At 65.1% G+C, this 17957-nt stretch carries 17 protein-coding genes (1 of these 17 only partly in view); 10 read left to right on the forward strand and 7 right to left on the reverse strand.

The window, feature by feature from the left end; all coding sequences use genetic code 11:
• Positions 1–155: 155 nt before the first annotated feature.
• The 4 genes from CVM73_RS13215 to CVM73_RS13230 all read right to left on the reverse strand — a co-directional run bounded on the left by CVM73_RS13215 (position 156) and on the right by CVM73_RS13230 (position 4489).
• The gene (locus CVM73_RS13215) at positions 156–2027 is read right to left on the reverse strand and encodes an AMP-binding protein (protein ID WP_100232422.1); all 1872 of its coding nucleotides are present in this window, start codon (positions 2025–2027) and stop codon (positions 156–158) included.
• A 43-nt stretch (positions 2028–2070) separates the two neighbouring features.
• Positions 2071–2877: an enoyl-CoA hydratase/isomerase family protein gene (locus tag CVM73_RS13220; protein WP_100232423.1), complete on the reverse strand. Its 807-nt coding sequence runs from the start codon at positions 2875–2877 to the stop codon at positions 2071–2073.
• A 184-nt stretch (positions 2878–3061) separates the two neighbouring features.
• Entirely contained in the window at positions 3062–3820 is a 759-nt protein-coding gene (locus CVM73_RS13225) for an SDR family NAD(P)-dependent oxidoreductase (RefSeq protein WP_100232424.1), read from the reverse strand.
• Positions 3821–3886: 66 nt separating this feature from the next.
• Positions 3887–4489, reverse strand: a complete 603-nt coding sequence (locus tag CVM73_RS13230) for a TetR family transcriptional regulator (protein WP_100232425.1) — start codon at positions 4487–4489, stop codon at positions 3887–3889.
• 209 nt (positions 4490–4698) lie between these two features.
• On the opposite strand from CVM73_RS13230, the gene CVM73_RS13235 reads away from it, so the two are divergent.
• Positions 4699–5871, forward strand: a complete 1173-nt coding sequence (locus tag CVM73_RS13235) for an acetyl-CoA C-acetyltransferase (protein ID WP_100232426.1) — start codon at positions 4699–4701, stop codon at positions 5869–5871.
• Between the two features lie 150 nt (positions 5872–6021).
• Positions 6022–7566, forward strand: coding sequence for an acyl-CoA synthetase (locus CVM73_RS13240; protein WP_100232427.1), 1545 nt, complete (start codon positions 6022–6024; stop codon positions 7564–7566).
• Between the two features lie 136 nt (positions 7567–7702).
• On the opposite strand, the gene CVM73_RS13245 is transcribed toward CVM73_RS13240, so the two are convergent.
• Entirely contained in the window at positions 7703–8245 is a 543-nt protein-coding gene (locus tag CVM73_RS13245) for a methylated-DNA--[protein]-cysteine S-methyltransferase (RefSeq protein ID WP_100232428.1), read from the reverse strand.
• Between the two features lie 138 nt (positions 8246–8383).
• Here CVM73_RS13245 and CVM73_RS13250 point away from each other — a divergent pair, with 138 nt between their 5' ends.
• On the forward strand, positions 8384–9202 hold the full coding sequence (locus tag CVM73_RS13250; protein ID WP_100232429.1) for an alpha/beta fold hydrolase: 819 nt from the start codon (positions 8384–8386) through the stop codon (positions 9200–9202).
• A 3-nt stretch (positions 9203–9205) separates the two neighbouring features.
• Positions 9206–10018, forward strand: a complete 813-nt coding sequence (locus CVM73_RS13255; RefSeq protein WP_100232430.1) for an alpha/beta fold hydrolase — start codon at positions 9206–9208, stop codon at positions 10016–10018.
• Between the two features lie 168 nt (positions 10019–10186).
• On the opposite strand, the gene CVM73_RS13260 is transcribed toward CVM73_RS13255, so the two are convergent.
• On the reverse strand, positions 10187–10642 hold the full coding sequence (locus CVM73_RS13260; protein ID WP_100232571.1) for a carboxymuconolactone decarboxylase family protein: 456 nt from the start codon (positions 10640–10642) through the stop codon (positions 10187–10189).
• A 99-nt stretch (positions 10643–10741) separates the two neighbouring features.
• Between CVM73_RS13260 and CVM73_RS13265 the strand changes: the two genes are divergently transcribed.
• The 6 genes from CVM73_RS13265 to CVM73_RS13290 all read left to right on the forward strand — a co-directional run bounded on the left by CVM73_RS13265 (position 10742) and on the right by CVM73_RS13290 (position 17483).
• Entirely contained in the window at positions 10742–11599 is an 858-nt protein-coding gene (locus tag CVM73_RS13265; protein WP_100232431.1) for a sigma-70 family RNA polymerase sigma factor, read from the forward strand.
• Between the two features lie 87 nt (positions 11600–11686).
• The gene (locus tag CVM73_RS13270; RefSeq protein ID WP_100232572.1) at positions 11687–12937 is read left to right on the forward strand and encodes a M20/M25/M40 family metallo-hydrolase; all 1251 of its coding nucleotides are present in this window, start codon (positions 11687–11689) and stop codon (positions 12935–12937) included.
• A gap of 179 nt (positions 12938–13116) precedes the next feature.
• Entirely contained in the window at positions 13117–13794 is a 678-nt protein-coding gene (locus CVM73_RS13275; protein ID WP_100232432.1) for a GntR family transcriptional regulator, read from the forward strand.
• 144 nt (positions 13795–13938) lie between these two features.
• Complete coding sequence (locus tag CVM73_RS13280) at positions 13939–14739, forward strand: phytanoyl-CoA dioxygenase family protein (protein WP_100232573.1); 801 nt, start codon at positions 13939–13941, stop codon at positions 14737–14739.
• A gap of 160 nt (positions 14740–14899) precedes the next feature.
• Positions 14900–16213, forward strand: a complete 1314-nt coding sequence (locus CVM73_RS13285) for an NAD(P)H-dependent oxidoreductase (RefSeq protein ID WP_100232433.1) — start codon at positions 14900–14902, stop codon at positions 16211–16213.
• Between the two features lie 181 nt (positions 16214–16394).
• Positions 16395–17483 carry a TRAP transporter substrate-binding protein gene (locus CVM73_RS13290; RefSeq protein WP_100232434.1) on the forward strand — a complete coding sequence of 363 codons (1089 nt, stop codon included), beginning with the start codon at positions 16395–16397 and terminating at the stop codon, positions 17481–17483.
• Positions 17484–17768: 285 nt separating this feature from the next.
• Here CVM73_RS13290 and CVM73_RS13295 read toward each other — a convergent pair whose 3' ends face one another.
• A protein-coding gene (locus CVM73_RS13295; protein WP_100232435.1) for a hypothetical protein crosses the window boundary here: on the reverse strand, positions 17769–17957 show its end. The gene runs 411 nt beyond the window's last position; the window shows 189 of its 600 coding nt (coding positions 412–600); its start codon lies off the right edge, out of view; the stop codon is at positions 17769–17771.

The following is a 17957-nucleotide window of genomic DNA, read 5'->3' on the forward strand; positions in this document are numbered from 1 at the left end:
GTCATTGAGACCGTCATTCCGGGGCGCGACGAAGTCGCGAGCCCGGAATCCATTCCACCGCGTTAATGCGGCCCGATGGATTCTCTGGTGCGCAATTGCGCACCAAGGTTCGCGCTGCGCGCGCCCCGGAATGACGAGGTGAGAGAGTTGCGCACTCATCGCAGTACGATCACGTCTTCATCCGGCCTCTCGGCATAAAGCCGCTCCACCAGCGCGGCGCGGCGTTCCAGGCCGGCGCGCTGGTTGATGTAGCCCTTGTCGGTGAGCTCGTTGCCGTCGATCGAGGGCGGCTCGACCATCAGCATGGCGCGCGCGATGATGCGGCTGCTGGCACCTTCGCACTCCCGGTTGTGAGCTTCCAGGCCGCGCCTGAGGCAGGCGAGCACGTCAGGGTGCTTCACCGCATCCGCGAAACTCAGATCGGGATTGCCGACGAGTTGCCGGCAGGCGTGCAAATTGGGCCACGCGAGCAGGCCGATGAAACCGCGGTCCTGTCCCGCGACCAGCGCGTCATGCACGACCGGCGTCGCCGCCGCAATCGTGTCGGTGCGGAGCGAGCCGACATGTACGAAAGTGCCGGTGGTGAGCTTGAAGTCCTCGACCACACGCCCCGCGAAGATGATGCCCTTCACCGGATCGGCATCGTCGACGAAGATGCCGGCGTCGCCGATGCAATAAAAACCTTCCTCGTCGAACATCTTCTTCGTCAGCTCTGGCTGGCCGAAATAACCGGGCGTGACGTTGACGCCGCGCAGGCGCAATTCGTACTTCGAGCCGCACGGCACCATCTTCAACTCGACGCCGGGGAACGGCAGCCCGATCAGGCCGACACGCTCGGTGTCCCAATAGGTGCCGGTCGAGGTCGGCGCGGTCTCGGTGGAGCCCCAGCCGGTGTAGAACACGATGCGCTCGCCGGTGGTCTTCACGGCGAGGGCCTGCATGCGCTCATAGAGATCGTCCGGCAGACGCGCGCCGCCATAGGCCATGATCGACAGATTCTTGAAGAAGGAGCGGCAGAGCGCATCGTCCTTCTCCATCGCAGCCGCCAGCGCGGCATAGCCGGCGGGAACGTTGGCATAATAGGTCGGCGAGATCTCGTGCAGATTTCGCAGCGTCTCCTCGAACTGGCCCGGCATCGGCCGGCCGTCATCGATATAGAGCGTGCCGCCATCGACCAGGATCGGATGGAACGCGGCGTTGCCGCCCATGGTGTGGTTCCAGGGCATCCAGTCCAGCATCGTCGCAACCGGACCACTGGGATCGCGCGGCCGGACCTGCATCATCATCGCGGCATTGGCGCACATCATCGCTTGCGTGTTGATGACGGCCTTGGGCATGCCGGTCGAGCCGGACGTGAACAGCAGCTTGCCGACGGTCTGCGGCGTGATCCTTGCAATCGACGCGTCGACGTCAGGCGTCACAGGTGTTGCCGCGAATTCGGCAAAGCTGACGCTCTTGATACCGTCGCAGGGCCACGCGACGTGAACCACGGTGACATCGCTGAGGTCGAGCGCCTTGAGCGCCTTTTCGAAGGTCGGACCGTCCTGCACCATCACCACGGCCGGCTTGATCAGATCGAACAGGTACTTCAGCTTGACGTGATCGTGGCTCATCAGCGAGTAGGCCGGCGACACGGGAGCTGCCGGGACGCGCGCCTGCATCGCGGCCTGCGTCATCAGTGCGTGCTCGATCGAGTTGCCGGAGAGGATCGTAACGGGCCGTCCATCGAGCTTGAGGTTCAGCAGGCCTTGCGTCAGCGCATCCACGGTGCGCTTGGCTTCGCCATAAGAGACCTTGCGCCATTCGCGGTTCGGACCGCCGCGCTGCGCCAGCCAGGTGCGCTCGGGTGCTTCCTTCGCCCATTTCGCCAGCGAGGCCGGGATGTGCTGCTCGTAGGGCTGCAGCGGAATGCGCGACTTCAGCACCACCGTTCCATCGCCGCGGCGCTCGACGTCGATGTCGCGCTTGAGCCACTGGACCTTGCGAAAGGCGGGCTTCGTCATGACCGCCGCCGCGCTTCCACTCATTTTGCGTCTCCCGGAATTACTGTCCTTTGCGGATCTTCGTCGTTCAGCGCTTGATATAGACAGGCTTTCGCTTCTCAAGGAAGGCCCTGATGCCTTCGGAAAACTCTTCCGAGCGGCTGCACAGGACCTGGTTGCGATCCTCCATCGCGATCGCAGCTTCCAGCGAGCCGGCATCGACGCTCATGTTGAGACATTCCTTGGACAGCCGCAGCCCCACGGGCGAGGCCGTCTTCATCGCCTCGACATAGGGCTCGGCCGCTTCGTCGAGCTTGTCCTCGTCGACGATCTCCGAGACGAGGCCGACCGCCAGCGCGCGCTCGGCGCCGATGAAGCGTCCGGTGAGGATCAGCTCGGATGCGACGGAGACGCCGACGAGGCGCGGCAGGAAGTAGCTGGTGCCGATGTCGCAGCCGCCGAGGCCGAGCTTGATGAAGGCGCAGTTCATCCGCGCCGACTTGGCGGCGATGCGGATGTCGGACGCCAGCGCCAGCGCAAAGCCGCCGCCGGCCGCCGCGCCCTGCACCAGCGCCAGGATCGGCTGCGGGCAGCGCCGCATCAGCATCACGATGTCGGCAATGCGGCGTTGCGAGTCCAGCGACTCCGTGACGCCGGGCGGCTCCTGCTGCCCGGCCCGGCGCGCCATCGCAGCCTTGAGGTCGAGGCCCGCGCAGAAATTCTTGCCGGCGCCCCTGAGCACGACCACGCGCGTGTCGCGGTTGCGCTGCAGGCCCTGGAAGTAAACATTGAGCGCATCGATCAGCGCAGGATCGAGTGCGTTGAGGTGTTCGGGGCGGTTGAGCGTCACCCGGTCGACGCCGTCGTCGTGCTCGATCAGCAGCGGTTGGGACATGGGGCCTCGCACATCAGTCGTGAGCCGGACTGCCACCCTCCCCTGGAGGGGGAGGGTCGATCGCGCGTAGCGCGAGCGGGTGACGGTCTCTCCCCACCGACAGTGCCCGAGCGGAGAGATCACCCCACCCCGGCGCTTCGCGCCGACCCTCCCCCTCCAGGGGAGGGTAAAAAGAGCGTCTCTACTACCTTGGCGCCATACGGATGGCGCCGTCGAGACGGATGGTCTCGCCGTTCAGCATCGGGTTCTCGACGATGTGCACCGCGAGCATGCCGTACTCGGCGGCGTCGCCGAGGCGCGAGGGATGCGGCACCTGGGCCCCCAGGCTCTTGCGGGCCTCTTCGTTCAAGCCCATCAGCAGCGGCGTGAAGAACAGGCCGGGCGCGATGGTGTTGACGCGGATCTTCTGGCTGGCGAGGTCGCGCGCGGCCGGCAGTGTCAGGCCGACGACGCCACCCTTCGAGGCCGAATAGGCGATCTGGCCGATCTGGCCTTCGTAGGCCGCGACCGACGCCGTGTTGATGATGACGCCGCGCTCTTCGCCGACGGGCTCGATCGTGACGAGGCGCTCGGCGAACAAGCGCAGGCAGTTGAAGGTGCCGATCAGATTGACGTTGATGATGCGCGCGAACTTTTCGAGCGGGTAGACGCCGTCGCGGCCGACGATGCGCTGCGAGCCGCCGATGCCGGCGCAGTTCATCAGCACGCGCGCAACGCCGTGCGCGGCTTCCGCCTTGGCGATCGCCGCCTTGATCTGCTCCTCGCTGGTGACGTCGGCGTGAAGCGCGATGCCCTTCACTTCAGCGGCGACCTTCTCGGCATTTTCCTTGCTCTGGTCGATCACACCGATTTTGGCGCCCTTGGCCGCCATGGCCCGGGCGGTCGCGGCACCAAGACCCGAGCCACCGCCGGTGATGAGAACCGCTACGTCTTTCAACTGCATCGCGAATACCTTTCCTCTACCTTTTCCTTGGGCGTTTCTTCTCTGGACTTGAAGAGTTCAGCCGGATCATCCGGCCGCGGCAGCTTCCCCGGCTTGCGTGAGGATGCCGCCGCAGATCAACGTTTCCATGTGCTTGATGTATTGCCGGCAGACGTCGTCGGTGACCGGGCCGACGCCGGTCGCGCGGGACATCGCGTGCCGGCCGAAGAACAGGTGATCGCAGGCGCCGATCAGGCTGGTGTAGAACAGCACCGGATCAGTCTGGCGGAATTCGCCGCGGCTGACGCCTTCGGCCAGCAGGCGGCGATGGAAGTCCAATAGTGGCGCAACGAAGAATTTCGAGACTTCGTCGGCGGAGCTCGCGCTGGTCTCGTGCAGCAGATAGTGGATCAGCCGGTTCATGTAGGGGAACCGGTGATAGGCGCGGATGATGCCGGCGATATGCAGCTTCAGCTTCGCCGTCGACGTGATCGGCTGCGCCAGCAGGTATTCGAGATTGGACATCTCGGTCGCGGCATCGCGCGCGAGCAGCGCCAGCAAGAGGCCGTCCTTGTTGCCGAAGTGATATTTGACCAGCGCGGCGTTGGCGCCCGACTTCTGCGCGATGTCGGAGAGCGAGATCTCGATCGAGGAGCGTTCGATCATCAGCTCGCTGGCGGCCACCAGCAATTTCTCTGCCGTGGAATTTTTCCCGCCGGGGAGCCTGTTCGGTACGCTGGTAGCCACGGAGATCCCTGTTTGGCCGCTGGAAGCGGGGCGCAGATAAGCCCAAGCAGCGCCTCATCACAAGAGTTAATTGATCGATTGACTAAACGATATCCCACCCCTTAAATCCGCCCCCGACAACCCAATTCAGAACAATCATGGGAGAGACCGAAATGGCCGAGGCTTATATCGTCGCCGCTGCGCGTACCGCGGGCGGGCGCAAGGGGGGCCGCCTCGCCGGCTGGCATCCGGCCGATCTCGCCGCCAAGGTGCTGGACGAGCTGGTCGATCGCACCAAGGTCGATCCTGCCCTGGTCGAGGACGTGATCATGGGCTGCGTCATGCAGGTCGGCGAGCAGTCCAACAACGTCGCCCGCAACGCGGTCATGGCCTCGAAGCTGCCGGAGAGCGTGCCGGGCACCTCGATCGACCGCCAGTGCGGCTCCTCGCAGCAGGCACTGCACTTCGCCGCGCAGGCCGTGATGTCGGGCGCAATGGACGTCGTGATCGCCGCCGGCGTGGAATCGATGACGCGGGTGCCGATGGGCCTGTCGTCGCAGCTCCCGGCCAAGAACGGCTTCGGCAACTACAAGAGCCCGGGCATTGAGCAGCGCTATCCGAACATCGTGTTCAGCCAGTTCACCGGCGCGGAGATGATGGCGGAAAAGTACGGCCTCTCCAAGGATGAACTCGACGAATACTCCTACAACAGCCATCAGCGTGCGATCGCGGCGACGCAAGCCGGCCACTTCAAGAAGGAGATCGTGCCGCTCGCGATCACCCGCGCCGACGGCAGCAAGGACACCCATCACATCGACGAAGGCATCCGCTTCGATGCCACGATCGAAGGTATCCGGGGCGTCAAGCTGATCGCCGAGAACGGCAAGCTCACCGCGGCCAGCGCCAGCCAGATCTGCGACGGCGCCTCCGGCGTCATGGTGGTGAACGAGAAGGGCCTGAAGCAGCTCGGCGTCAAGCCGCTGGCGCGCGTCCACCACATGACCATGACGGGCGGCGATCCCGTCATCATGCTGGATGCACCGCTGCACGCCACCAAGCGCGCGCTGGAGAAGGCCGGCATGAAGATCGGCGACATCGACCTGTTCGAGGTCAACGAAGCCTTCGCCTCGGTGCCCACCGCCTGGCTCAAGACCACCGGCGCCGATCCGGAGCGCCTCAACGTCAACGGCGGCGCCATTGCGCTCGGCCACCCGCTCGGCGGCTCCGGCACCAAGCTGATGACGACGCTGGTCCACGCCCTGCACCAGCGCGGCAAACGCTATGGCCTGCAGACCATGTGCGAAGGCGGCGGCATGGCGAATGTGACGATCGTGGAGCGGCTGTAGTCCTCTCTCGTGTCCCGGACGCGCTGCAGCGTGAAACGCTGCGGCGCAAAGCCGGGACCCATGCCTCACAGTGGACCCCGGATCTGCAGCGCACCGCTGCGCGCTGCGCCGCGTCCGGGGAACGTCACTCCCAGCCGTGTAAGCAGAGACATGACCCATCCCTCCATCTACGCCCGCACCACGCCCGACAAGATCGCCTATCAGATGGCCGGGACCGGCAAGGCGATCACCTATCGCGAGCTCGACGAACTCTCGAACCAAGGCGCGCAGCTGTTCCGCTCGCTTGGTCTGAAGGCCGGCGACCACATCGCGCTGCTGATGGAGAACCGCCTCGCCTTCATGGAGATCTGCTGGGCCGCGCAGCGCAGCGGGCTCTATTACACCGCGATCAGCCGCTACCTGAAGCAGGACGAGATCGACTACATCATCAAGGATTGCGGCGCCAAGGTCGTGATCACGACGCCGAAATGCGCCGACCAGATCAAGGCCCTGATCAAGGGCACGGCAGGCGAGCCGATCTTCTACATGATGGACGAGCCGCTGCCGGGCTTCCGCTCCTACGACAAGGAAGCGGGCGCGCAGCCGACCACGCCGATCGCCGACGAGGTGGCCGGCTATGACATGCTGTATTCGTCGGGCACGACCGGCCGACCCAAGGGCATCAAGAAGGCCTTCGAGGGTAACAGGATTGACGTGCCGAACGCCTTCCTGCGCGTGCTCTGCGCCGACATGTGCGGCATGAACGCCGAGAGCATCTATCTTTCGCCAGCGCCGCTGTATCACGCGGCTCCCCTGCGCTTCAACATGATGGCGATCGTGCTCGGCGGCACCTCCATCATCATGGAGCACTTTGACGCCGAAGAATTCTTGAGGCTGGTCGAGAAATACAAGGTGACGCAGTCGCAGCTCGTGCCGACCATGTTCGTGCGCATGCTGAAGCTGCCGGACGAGGTGCGCAACCGATACAACGTTTCCACGCTGAAGGGCGCGATCCACGCCGCCGCGCCCTGCCCGGTCGACGTGAAAGCGAAGATGATCGAATGGTGGGGTCCGATCCTGATCGAGTACTACGCCGGCTCGGAAGGCAATGGCGTCACCGTCTGCAACTCGCAGCAATGGCTGGAGCATCGCGGCAGCGTCGGCCGCGCCGTGGTCGGCAAGATCAAGATTCTGGACGAGAACGACGAGGAGCAGCCGACAGGTGAGATCGGCACCGTCTATTTCGCCGATGCGCCCGCGTTCACCTATCACAACGACCCCGAAAAGACGAAGAAAGCCTACAACGCCAAGGGCTGGTCGACGCTCGGCGATGTCGGCTATCTCGACAAGGATGGCTTTCTCTATCTCACCGACCGCAAGTCCTACATGATCATCTCTGGCGGGGTGAACATCTACCCGCAGGAGACCGAGGACGTGCTGATCACCCACCCTGATGTCGCCGACGTCGCGGTGTTCGGCGTGCCGAACGAGGAGATGGGCGAAGAGGTCAAGGCGGTGGTGCAGCCCCACGACATGAACCGCGCCGGCAAGGCGCTCGAGGCCGAGCTGATCGCGTTCTGCAAGACGCGTCTCTCCGCCATCAAATGCCCGCGCTCGATCGATTTCGAAGCCGAGCTGCCGCGCACGCCGACCGGCAAGCTGGTGAAGCGGCACCTGCGCGACAAGTATTGGCCGAAGAGCGCGGCGAAGATTTAACCACGGTCTCGTGTCCCGGACGCGGTGCAGCGCGTAGCGGTGCGCCGCAGAGCCGGGACCCATTCCGGTCGAGATGCTGGGCCCCGGCTCTGCAGTGCATCACTTCGTGCTGCACTGCGTCCGGGGCACGATCACCTCAATCAAACAGGCTCGGCGTGTGGTTCACCAGCGCGCCTTCGATCTCCAGCATCTTCAGCTTCGTCACCACGCCGCCATTCGCCGAGAAGCCGCCGGGTTTGTTGCCGGCCGCGAGCACGCGATGGCAGGGCACCACGATTGGGCACGGGTTGTGCCCCAGCGCCTGGCCGACGTCGCGCGACAGCTGGACGCCGCCGAGCTGCTTGGCGATGTCGCCGTAGGTGATGGTCTTGCCCGGCGGGATGGCGCGGGCGATGTCGTAGACGCCGCGGTTGAACTCGGGAACACCGTCGAGGTCGAGCGCGATGTCGGTAAGGTCATCCGGCTCGCCCGCGAGCAGTTTTGTGATGCGGTCGATCGCCTGCTGCACTTCGGCGGTCGGCTCGGCTTCGGTCGCCTCGGCATGGCGCTGGTGGATGCGGGTGCGGATCTTCTGCTCGCCGCCCATCGGCAGTTGTGTGCCGTTGATGCCGCGCGGGCCCCAGGCGATGGCGCACAGGCCGATGCTGGTGTCGAACAGGGCAAAATGCTGGTCGGTCATGGCTTGGTTCCTGGCTTGCATTCCTTGTCGCATGCCCCCAATGTGAGATCTCGGCCCAAATCTAGGCTTGGAAATAGTTGCGATCCACCCGGTTTCCGGGAATCTTGCACAGGAGTTCCAATCCCCTCGCGAGCCCGAATGCAAAGCCTCCACGTCAACGGATACGACATGCCCTATCTCGACGTGGGCGAGGACAAAGGCCGCGCGCCGCTGGTGTGCGTACACGGCTCGCTCAACGATTTCCGCGTCTGGGGCTGCGTGCTCGGGCCGCTGACGCAGCGACACCGGGTGATCGCTGTCAGCCTGCGGCACTTCTTCCCGGAGCGCTGGGACGGCCTCGGTGACACCTATTCGATCGCCCAGCATGTCGAGGACGTCATTGCCTTCATCGACAAGCTCGATCTCGGGCCGGTCGATCTGATGGGCCATTCACGCGGCGGGCACATCTGCTTTCGCGTGGCACAGCGGCGGCCGGACCTGCTGCGGCGGCTGATCCTGGCCGAGCCCGGCGGCGAGCTCGATGCGAGCCTTGATCCGGATTACGTCGGCGGCCCCTCGCCGCTGCTGGCGCGTTTCACGGCTTCGGCCGAGAAGATCGCGGCCGGCGATGTCGACGGCGGCCTCGCCGTGTTCGTCGATACGCTGGAGGGCGCCGGCACCTGGCCGCGATTGCCGGCGATGGTGAAGCAGAATCTGCGCGACAATGCCTATACGCTGATCGGCCAGGTCCGCGACAACCGCCCTCCCTTCTCGAAGGCGGATGCGGAGGCCATCAAGATGCCGACGCTGTTCATCCTGGGCGCGCGGACCAAGGGCCTGCTGCCGAAGGTGCTGCATGCGCTCGCCGCGCATGTGCCCTATTCCAACACCGCGATCATCCCGAATACGACGCATCCGATGTTCGAGCAGGCGCCGCAGAAATACTCCGAAGTGGTGCTGGACTTTCTGGCGAGCTGACCCATGCAGAGCTTTCGCGTCAACGGTTACGACATGACCTATCTCGAGGTGGGAAGCGGCCCGCCGCTGGTCTGCGTGCATGGCACGCTCGGAGACTTCCGCACCTGGTATTCGGTGCTCGGACCGCTGTCGAAGGCGCATCGGGTGATCTCGGTCAGCTTGCGGCACTTCTTTCCCGAGCATTGGGATGCCGTCGGCGACGACTACAAGATGGCGCAGCATGTCGCGGATACGATCGCCTTCATCGAGCAGGTCAAGCCCGGACCGGTCGACCTGATGGGCCATTCACGCGGCGGACACATTGCATTCCGCGTGGCGCAGGCGCGGCCTGATCTGCTGCGCAAGCTGGTGCTGGCCGAGCCCGGCGGCGATCTCGACGCCAGCCTGCCGGTGCCGGAAGGCACGCCCGCGCATCCGCCGCTGGCCGCGCGCACAGCGCGCTCGGTCGAGATGATCCGCGCCGGCGACCTCGAGGGCGCGCTGCAGAACTTCTATGAAGGCATCGAAGGTAATGGCTCCTGGCGGCGCGTGCCGGCGGCAGCGAAGCAACAACTCCGCGACAACGCGCTCACCTTCCTCGGCCAGATCAACGAGCAGCGCCGGCCCTACACGCTCAGCGATGCGCAGGCGATCAGGACGCCGACGCTGCTGATCGGCGGCGGCGCGACCACCGGCAGCCTGTCGGTGCTGTGGCGCGTGCTGGCCGCGCACATCGCGGGCGCCCAGACGGCGGTGATCGCCGATGCCGGCCACTGGATGTTCGAGCAGGCCCCGCTGGAGTTCGGCGAGGTGGTGAACAGGTTCCTGGCGGAGTAGCCTTCTTCCTTCTCCCCTTGTGGGAGAAGGTGGCGCGCAGCGCCGGATGAGGAGTTCTGTCCGCGGTCACATTTACAAATGAATCTGCGGAGAAATACCCCTCACCCAAGTGAGTTCGTGTCTCCTAGCGGTGCTGCCCTCTCCGGCAGGGGGAGAGGGCACAGTAACTCACACCTTCCACACGCCGACCGGCATCTTGATGGTCGCGTTCAGCCTGTTCCACACGTTGATCGTCGCGATCGCGAGGATCAGGGTTGCGAGCTCGCGCTCGTCGAAATGCTTGGCGGCCTCGTTCCAGATCGTATCAGGCACGGGGTCCTCACGATCGGCGAGGCGCGTGGCCGCCTCGGTCAAGGCCAGCGCGGCGCGCTCGGCGTCGGTGAAATAGGGCGCATCGCGCCAGGCGGACACGGCGAACAGGCGCTCGTCGGTCTCCCCGAGCTTGCGGGCGACCTTGGGATGCATATCGACGCAGACGCTGCAGCCATTGATCTGGCTGGCGCGCAGGTGCACCAGTTCCAGGAGCTTTTCCGGCAGTCCCTGCTTTGTCAGGTTGCCGAGGGACTGAAGGACATTCATGGCCTCGGGCAGGACCATGACGGGGTGATTCATGCGGGCGTGCATCGTTTTCGTCTCCATCTGTCGAATTTCGAAGGTTCCGGTCACATCGGCCGGATTGGCTTCGTCATGGGCATGACGGATCGCGACGAGGGAATGTGACCGATGACCGAACAAAATTTTCTGACCGAACAGTTCGAGGCGAGCAGGGACCATTTGCGCGCGGTCGCCTACCGGATGCTAGGGTCCCGCGGCGAGGTCGACGACGCCGTGCAGGAGGCGTGGCTGCGGGTCAGCCGCTACGATATGTCCGACGTCGCGAATTTGCGCGGCTGGCTGACCACCGTGGTCGCGCGCATCTGCCTCGACATGCTGCGCGCACGGAAGTCACGCAAGGAAGAGCCGATGGGCCCACATGTGCCGGAGCCGGTCGACGAGACGCGGGAGCGCGAGGCGGAGATGGCAGACTCCGTCGGCGCGGCGCTGCTGGTGGTGCTGGAAACGTTGCAGCCGGCGGAGCGGCTCGCCTTCGTGCTGCACGACATGTTCGCCGTGCCATTCGAGGAGATCGCGCCGATCGTCGGCCGCTCCGCCGATGCCTCGCGGCAGCTGGCGAGCCGCGCCCGGCGGCGCGTGCAGGGCGCGCCGGTGCCCGAGAAGGATCTGTCGCACCAACGCAGGATCGTCGATGCATTTCTTAAAGCGTCGCGCGAAGGCAATTTCGAAGGGCTGCTCGCGGTGCTCGATCCGGACGTCGTTTTCCGCGCCGACCAGGCCGCGGTGCGGCTCGGCTCGCTGCCCGAGATCCGCGGTGCCGACGCCGTCGCGCAGAGCTTCAAGGGGCGCGCCCAGGCCGCGCGCGCGGCGCTGGTCGATGGCGAGCTGGGCGTTGCCGTCGTGCTCGGCGGCCAGCTGCGCATTGCGCTGCGTGTGACATTCGAGGGCGAGCGGATCGCAGCCATCGAGGCGGTGGCCGATGCGGAAGAGATCGCCGTGATGGAGGTGGAGGTGCTGGAGCGCTAGGCCGGCGTGGCATCGCGCCGTTGCAGCTGATAGGCTTTCTGCACAGTCGCGCGGGACCCGCGCACAAGGATGAAGAAGGACGTTTCGATGAAGACCCGTTTCATTCCCCTGCTCGCTGTGCTCGGCTGCTTGACCGGCAGCACCGCCGCGTTCGCGGCCGCCGACGAGAAGATCAAGGCAGCCGCCGAGCAGGAGAAGGCGCCGCTGATCGAGACCTTGCGCGACATGGTGATGATCGAGAGCGGCAGCAGCGACGTCGTAGGCCTGAAGAAGATGGCCGACTTCACCGAAGGACGCCTGAAGGCGCTCGGCGCCGCCACGGAGCGACGCAAGACCACGGCCGGTGCAGGCGCTGACATGGTGATCGCGACCTTCAAGGGCACCGGCTCGCGAAAACTGATGCTGATTGCGCATATGGATACGGTCTATCAGCGCGGCATCCTTGCAAGCGAACCGTACCGTGTCGACGGCAACCGCATCTACGGCCCCGGCATCGCCGACGACAAGGGCGGCATCGCCGTCGTGCTGCATGCGCTCAATATCCTCAAGGACGCCGGCTGGAAGGACTACGCCACGCTCACCGTGTCGTTCAATCCGGACGAGGAAGTCGGATCGATCGGGTCGGGTGAGATCATCGCGGAGCTCGCCGATCAACATGACGTGGTGCTGTCATGCGAACCGACGGCAGCTTCGCCGCCGGCGAAGAACGATTCGCTCCTGCTGGGCGCCAGCGGCACTGCGACCGGCATCATGAAGGTGAAGGGCCGCGCGGCGCATGCCGGCGCGGCACCCGATCGCGGCCGCAACGCGCTGATCGAGCTCTCGCATCAGCTGCTGCAGACGCAGGACGTCGCCAGGTCGATCCCGGGCACCCAGCTCAACTGGACGACGGCGAAGGCCGGCACGGTGCGCAATCAGATTCCGGAAGATGCCGAGGCCGGCGCCGACATCCGCCTCACCATTCCCGACGGCATCGCCAAGCTCCAGGCGGCGCTCGACGAGAAGATCAAGAACCGCCTCGTACCCGACACCGAAACAACCGTGAAGATCGTGGCGGGGCGCCCGCCCTTCGTCGCCAGTGAGCGCGGCCGCGCGCTGGCCGAGATGGGACAGGCGATCTATGCCGAGATCGACCGCAAGCTCGACATCACCGAAATGACCGGCGGCGCCACCGATGCCGGCTATGCCAATCGCAGCGGCAAAGCGGTGGTGGTCGAGAGCTTTGGCCTAGCCGGCTTCGGCTACCACGCTCGGGATGAGTTCATTGACACAAGCTCGATCGTGCCGCGGCTCTATCTGATGAGCCGGATGCTGATCGAGCAGGGAAAGAAGAAGTAGGACCACATCTTTTTCTCGAAAAACAACCCCATGCACAGTAGACGGACCAAGCAATATCAATAGCTTAGCCCGTCTCGACAAATGAGAAACCACCATCCCCCGATACCGCTTGACGGCCTGGGTTCGCTAGGCGTAGCTTCGAATACGGAATTCCGTATTCCGTTATAGGAGCTGCCGGCGTGATCCCTCTCGACCCGCTCCCGAACCTGATCGACCAGGTCTATGAACGGATCCTGGAGGCGATCTCCGATCGCACGCTGCGCCCCGGCCAGCGCATCCGGCAGAACGAGCTCGCCGACAGGCTCGGCGTCTCGCGCCAGCCAGTCTCACACGCGCTGCATCTGCTGCACCGGCAGGGTCTCGTCGCCGAGAGCGGCAAGCGTGGCTTTGAAGTCACCCAGCTCGATCCCGCCCGCATCCGCCAGCTCTACGAGGTGCGCGGCGCCATCGACGCGTTGGCGGCCCGGCTCGCCGCGGCGCGCGCCGGCACCGACGCGGCGGGACGCGCGCGCCTCGACGCAGCGCTCGCCGCGGGACGCCGCAGCGACCGCAACACGTCGCTCGCCGAGCTCATCGTGCTCGATGTCGACTTTCACCGCGCGATCTATCAGCTCGCCGGCAATCCCGTGATCGAGGAGACGATGGCGCCGCAATGGCCGCATATGCGGCGCTCGATGGCCACGGTCCTCTCCGAGCTCGACTATCGCGACAGCGCCTGGGCGGAGCATGCCGATATTGCCGGACACGTTCTCAGCGGCAACGCGAAGGCGGCCGAGCGCGCCGCGCTGGCGCATGCGCAGACGGCGGGACGAATGACTGAGGAGAGATTGAGGGCGACGGACGCGGCGGCGGCGTAGCGGCAGGCGCCGTCATTCCGGGGCGACGCGGGGCGTCGAGCCCGGAATCCATCGGACGGCATGCGCTACGGAGAAATGGATTCCGGGTTCACGCTTCGCGTGCCCCGGAATGACAACAAGAACAAAACCAAGGAGGACGACCCGATGAAACTGTCCCAGGACCAATTGGAGTTCTTCCACCGCGAGGGCTGGCTGTTCCTGCCCGAGCTGTTCGCCCAAGAGGAGGTCGACCTGCTCGCGCGCGAGGCGGTCGGCATCTACGACGCCAACCGGCCCGAGGTCTGGCGCGAGAAGAGCGGCGCGCCGCGCACGGCTTTTGCCGCGCATCTCTACAACGAGGCCTTCCGCATTCTCGGCGCGCATCCGCGCATGATCGAGCCGGTCGAGCAGGTGTTCGGCGAGCCGGTCTACATGCACCAGTTCAAGATCAATGCGAAATCAGCCTTCACCGGCGACGTCTGGCAGTGGCACCAGGACTACGGCACCTGGAAGCGCGACGACGGCATGCCCGAGCCGCGCGCGATGAACATCGCGATCTTCCTCGACGAGGTGATGCCGATCAACGGCCCGTTGATGCTGGTACCGCGCAGCCAGAATGCCGGCGATCTTGAGGCTTCGCATGACCTCGCCACCACATCCTATCCGCTGTGGACGCTGGACGAGGACACCGTGACGCGCCTCGTCAAGCAGGGCGGCATCGTGGCGCCCACCGGCAAACCCGGCGGCATGTTGATGTTCCACGGCAATCTCGTGCACGGCTCCAGCGGCAACATCACGCCCTACCCGCGCAAGATCGTGTACCTGACGCTGAACGCGGTCTCGAACTATATCCGCACACCCACGCGGCCCTATTACATCGCGCATCGCGATTTCACCCCGATCAAGACGGTGGACGACGATGCGCTGCTGCGGCTCGCCCGTGCACCACGCCAGGCGGCGGAGTAGATAAGTCTCGTGCCCCGGACGCAGCGCAGCGCTTCTTCAGCGGTGCGCTGCAGAGCCGGGGCCCACGCCACGCGGAACTTTTTCTCCTGGGTCCCGGCTCTGCGGAGCAGCGTTTCACGCTGCACCGCGTCCGGGACACGATACTTGATCGGGTAGCAACATGAACCTCTTCCGCCTCCTCCAGGCCCGCGCTTCCGCCGGCAAACCAGTCCGTGTCGCGCTGATCGGAGCCGGCAAATTCGGCTCGATGTTTCTGGCGCAGGTGCCGCACACGCCGGGGCTCGAGGTGCCCATCATCGTCGACATCGACCGCGACCGCGCGCGCGAGGCGTGTCGCACCGTCGGCTGGGATGCGGCGCGCATCGCGGCGACCACGTTCACCGATGACGGTGCGCGCACCATTGCCGGCGGCGCGATGGATGTGGTGGTGGAGGCGACCGGCAATCCCGCCGTCGGCATCAGGCATGCGCGCGCTGCAATTGCAGCGGGCAAGCATATCGTGATGGTGAATGTCGAGGCCGACGTGCTGGCGGGCCCCCTGCTCGCCGAGGAAGCGCGCAGGGCCGGCGTGGTCTATTCGCTCGCCTATGGCGACCAGCCGGCGCTGACCGCCGAGATGGTCGACTGGGCCCGCGCCACCGGATTTCACGTCGTCGCCGCGGGCAAGGGGACAAAGTATCTGCCGGCCTACCACGACGTGACGCCTGACGGTGTCTGGCAGCATTACGGCCTGACCGCGGGCGAGGCGCAGTCGGCCGGCATGAATCCGCAAATGTTCAACTCCTTCCTCGACGGCACCAAATCGGCGATCGAGATGGCCGCGATCGCCAATGCCTGCAGCCTCGACGTGCCCGCGGACGGCCTGCTGTTTCCGCCCTGCGGCGTCGACGACCTGCCGCACATCATGCGGCCGCGCTCGCGTGGCGGCGTGCTGGAGCGGTCCGGCGTCGTCGAGGTCGTCTCCTCGCTGGAGCGCGACGGCCGGCCGGTGTTTCGCGATCTGCGCTGGGGCGTCTATGTCGTGCTGGAGGCGCCGAATGACTACGTCGCCGACTGCTTCAGGCAATACGGCCTGAAGACCGACGCCAGCGGACGCTTCGCCGCCATGTACAAGCCGTATCATCTGATCGGGCTCGAGCTGAACATCTCGGTGCTGTCGGCCGCGCTGCGGGGCGAGCCCACCGGGCAGCCCTACGGCTTCCGCGGCGACGTCGCAGCTGTTGCAAAACGCAATCTGCGCGCCGGGGAGATGCTGGATGGCGAAGGCGGCTGCACGGTGTGGGGCAAGCTGTTACCGGCGGCTGCGAGCCTCAAGGCCGGCGCCTTGCCGATCGGGCTCGCACACCGCGTGAAGCTGAAGCATGACGTCGCGCACGGTGCCGTGGTGCGCTGGAGCGATGTCGAGTTCGACGCCGGCAATGAGACGGTGAAGACGCGCAAGGCCATGGAGGCCGCGTTCGCAGCGCAGCATTGAACGACGCCATCGCAAGCGCAACCAAAGTGCGCTTGATTTGCGGTTGCCCTTTGGTCATCCTGCTCCCCGATCCGGGAACACAGAATTTCGGACGCCAATAAACGTCGGCCACCGGCGAAGAGAAAGCGACGGCAAGATCGCGATCCCTCGTCGAGGACTCGACATCACAGGGAGGGAGTACATGGAACGTCGTAAATTCCTGACGGCAGGCGGATTGGGCCTGGCCGCGAGTGCCGTCGCTGCGCCGGCTATCGCCCAATCGATGCCGGAGGTGAAATGGCGGCTGGCGGCGAGTTGGCCGAAATCACTCGATACGCTCTATGGCGGCTGCGAGTATTTCTGCAAGCGCGTCGCCGAGATCACCGACAACCGCTTTCAGATCCAACCCTTTGCTGCTGGAGAGATCGTGCCGGGCCTGCAAGTGCTCGACGCCGTCTCGAACGGCACCGTCGAGATCGGCAACACCGCGCTCTATTATTACTGGGGCAAGAATCCCGCCTTCACCTTCGGCACGTCGCTGCCGTTCGGTCTCAACACGCGCCAGCACATCGCGTGGCTGCTGTGGAGCGGCGGTCAGGACATGCTGAACGATCTCCTGAAGGAGCACAATGCGATCGGCGTTCCCACGGGATCGACCGGAGCTCAGATGGGCGGTTGGTTTCGCAAGGAGATCAAGACCGTCGATGATCTCAAGGGCCTGAAATTCCGCGTCGGCGGCTTCGCCGGCACCATCATCTCGAAGCTCGGTGGCGTGCCGCAGCAGATCGCGGCCGGCGACATCTATCCCGCGCTGGAGAAGGGAACGATCGACGCGGCCGAATGGGTCGGGCCATACGACGACGAGAAGCTCGGCTTCGTGAAGGTGGCGAAGTACTATTACTATCCCGGCTGGTGGGAAGGCACCGGCCAGGGCCACAACATCATGAACCTCGAAAAGTGGAACGCGCTGCCGAAGCACTATCAGGCCGCGATCAGCACGGCGTCGCTGGACACCTTCACATGGGTGACGGGCAAGTACGACTCGGTCAACCCGCCAGCCTTGAAGCGCTTGCTGTCTGTCGGCGCGATCCTCAAGCCGTTCCCGCAGGAGGTGCTCGAAGCCTGCTATGGCGCAGCCAACGAGATCTATGCCGATCTCGCCAAGAGCAACCCGCATTTCCGCAAGATGTATGCGAGCCTCACCGCCTTCCGCAGCGAGTCGCTCGCCTGGATGCAGGTGGCCGAGCTCAGCTTCGACACCTTCATGATGCGGATGCGGACGCGGACGTAACCGCATCGCGGTGCGAGTCGCAAAACGACGAAAGCCCCGGAGGTGTTTCCGGGGCTTTTTGCATTCGGGATAGCGAAGTTGGGCGAGATAGTGCCCCTAGGAAGATGTCATGGCCCGGCTTGACCGGGCGATCCAGTATCCAGAGGCCTGCGTTGGAGAGTTCGCTCTCACCGCAGCCGCCGCGGCGTACCGGATGCCCCGCTTTCGCGGAGCATGACAGTGGAGGTTGTGTATGCGGCGTGTCATCCTAACGTCGAGCACAGCGACGCGCTTCGCATAGTCTCCTCAATTCTCGTCGTCGCCGAGCGCTGCGACCAGCTTGTCGTAATACTTGGCGACGAGCTCGATGTTGCCCTTATTCTCGACTTGGAGCGCTGGCGTCTTCAGCGCTTGGTTGAGCTCGTCGAGCGCTTCCTTCTTTTCCTTGGCCGGCAGCTTCTTGTCAGCCTGGATCTGCGCGATCTGCGCCTTGAT

It is taken from the genome of Bradyrhizobium forestalis (assembly GCF_002795245.1).
Lineage (GTDB): Bacteria > Pseudomonadota > Alphaproteobacteria > Rhizobiales > Xanthobacteraceae > Bradyrhizobium > Bradyrhizobium forestalis.

What these genes read in the sequence shown, in the direction of transcription:
- CVM73_RS13215 (WP_100232422.1), bottom strand. Translation starts at nt 2,027, where the DNA reads ATGAGTGGAAGCGCGGCGGCGGTCATGACGAAGCCCGCCTTTCGCAAG.
- CVM73_RS13220 (WP_100232423.1), bottom strand. Translation starts at nt 2,877, where the DNA reads ATGTCCCAACCGCTGCTGATCGAGCACGACGACGGCGTCGACCGGGTG.
- CVM73_RS13225 (WP_100232424.1), bottom strand. Translation starts at nt 3,820, where the DNA reads ATGCAGTTGAAAGACGTAGCGGTTCTCATCACCGGCGGTGGCTCGGGT.
- CVM73_RS13235 (WP_100232426.1), top strand. Translation starts at nt 4,699, where the DNA reads ATGGCCGAGGCTTATATCGTCGCCGCTGCGCGTACCGCGGGCGGGCGC.
- CVM73_RS13240 (WP_100232427.1), top strand. Translation starts at nt 6,022, where the DNA reads ATGACCCATCCCTCCATCTACGCCCGCACCACGCCCGACAAGATCGCC.
- CVM73_RS13245 (WP_100232428.1), bottom strand. Translation starts at nt 8,245, where the DNA reads ATGACCGACCAGCATTTTGCCCTGTTCGACACCAGCATCGGCCTGTGC.
- CVM73_RS13250 (WP_100232429.1), top strand. Translation starts at nt 8,384, where the DNA reads ATGCAAAGCCTCCACGTCAACGGATACGACATGCCCTATCTCGACGTG.
- CVM73_RS13255 (WP_100232430.1), top strand. Translation starts at nt 9,206, where the DNA reads ATGCAGAGCTTTCGCGTCAACGGTTACGACATGACCTATCTCGAGGTG.
- CVM73_RS13260 (WP_100232571.1), bottom strand. Translation starts at nt 10,642, where the DNA reads ATGCACGCCCGCATGAATCACCCCGTCATGGTCCTGCCCGAGGCCATG.
- CVM73_RS13265 (WP_100232431.1), top strand. Translation starts at nt 10,742, where the DNA reads ATGACCGAACAAAATTTTCTGACCGAACAGTTCGAGGCGAGCAGGGAC.
- CVM73_RS13270 (WP_100232572.1), top strand. Translation starts at nt 11,687, where the DNA reads ATGAAGACCCGTTTCATTCCCCTGCTCGCTGTGCTCGGCTGCTTGACC.
- CVM73_RS13280 (WP_100232573.1), top strand. Translation starts at nt 13,939, where the DNA reads ATGAAACTGTCCCAGGACCAATTGGAGTTCTTCCACCGCGAGGGCTGG.
- CVM73_RS13285 (WP_100232433.1), top strand. Translation starts at nt 14,900, where the DNA reads ATGAACCTCTTCCGCCTCCTCCAGGCCCGCGCTTCCGCCGGCAAACCA.
- CVM73_RS13290 (WP_100232434.1), top strand. Translation starts at nt 16,395, where the DNA reads ATGGAACGTCGTAAATTCCTGACGGCAGGCGGATTGGGCCTGGCCGCG.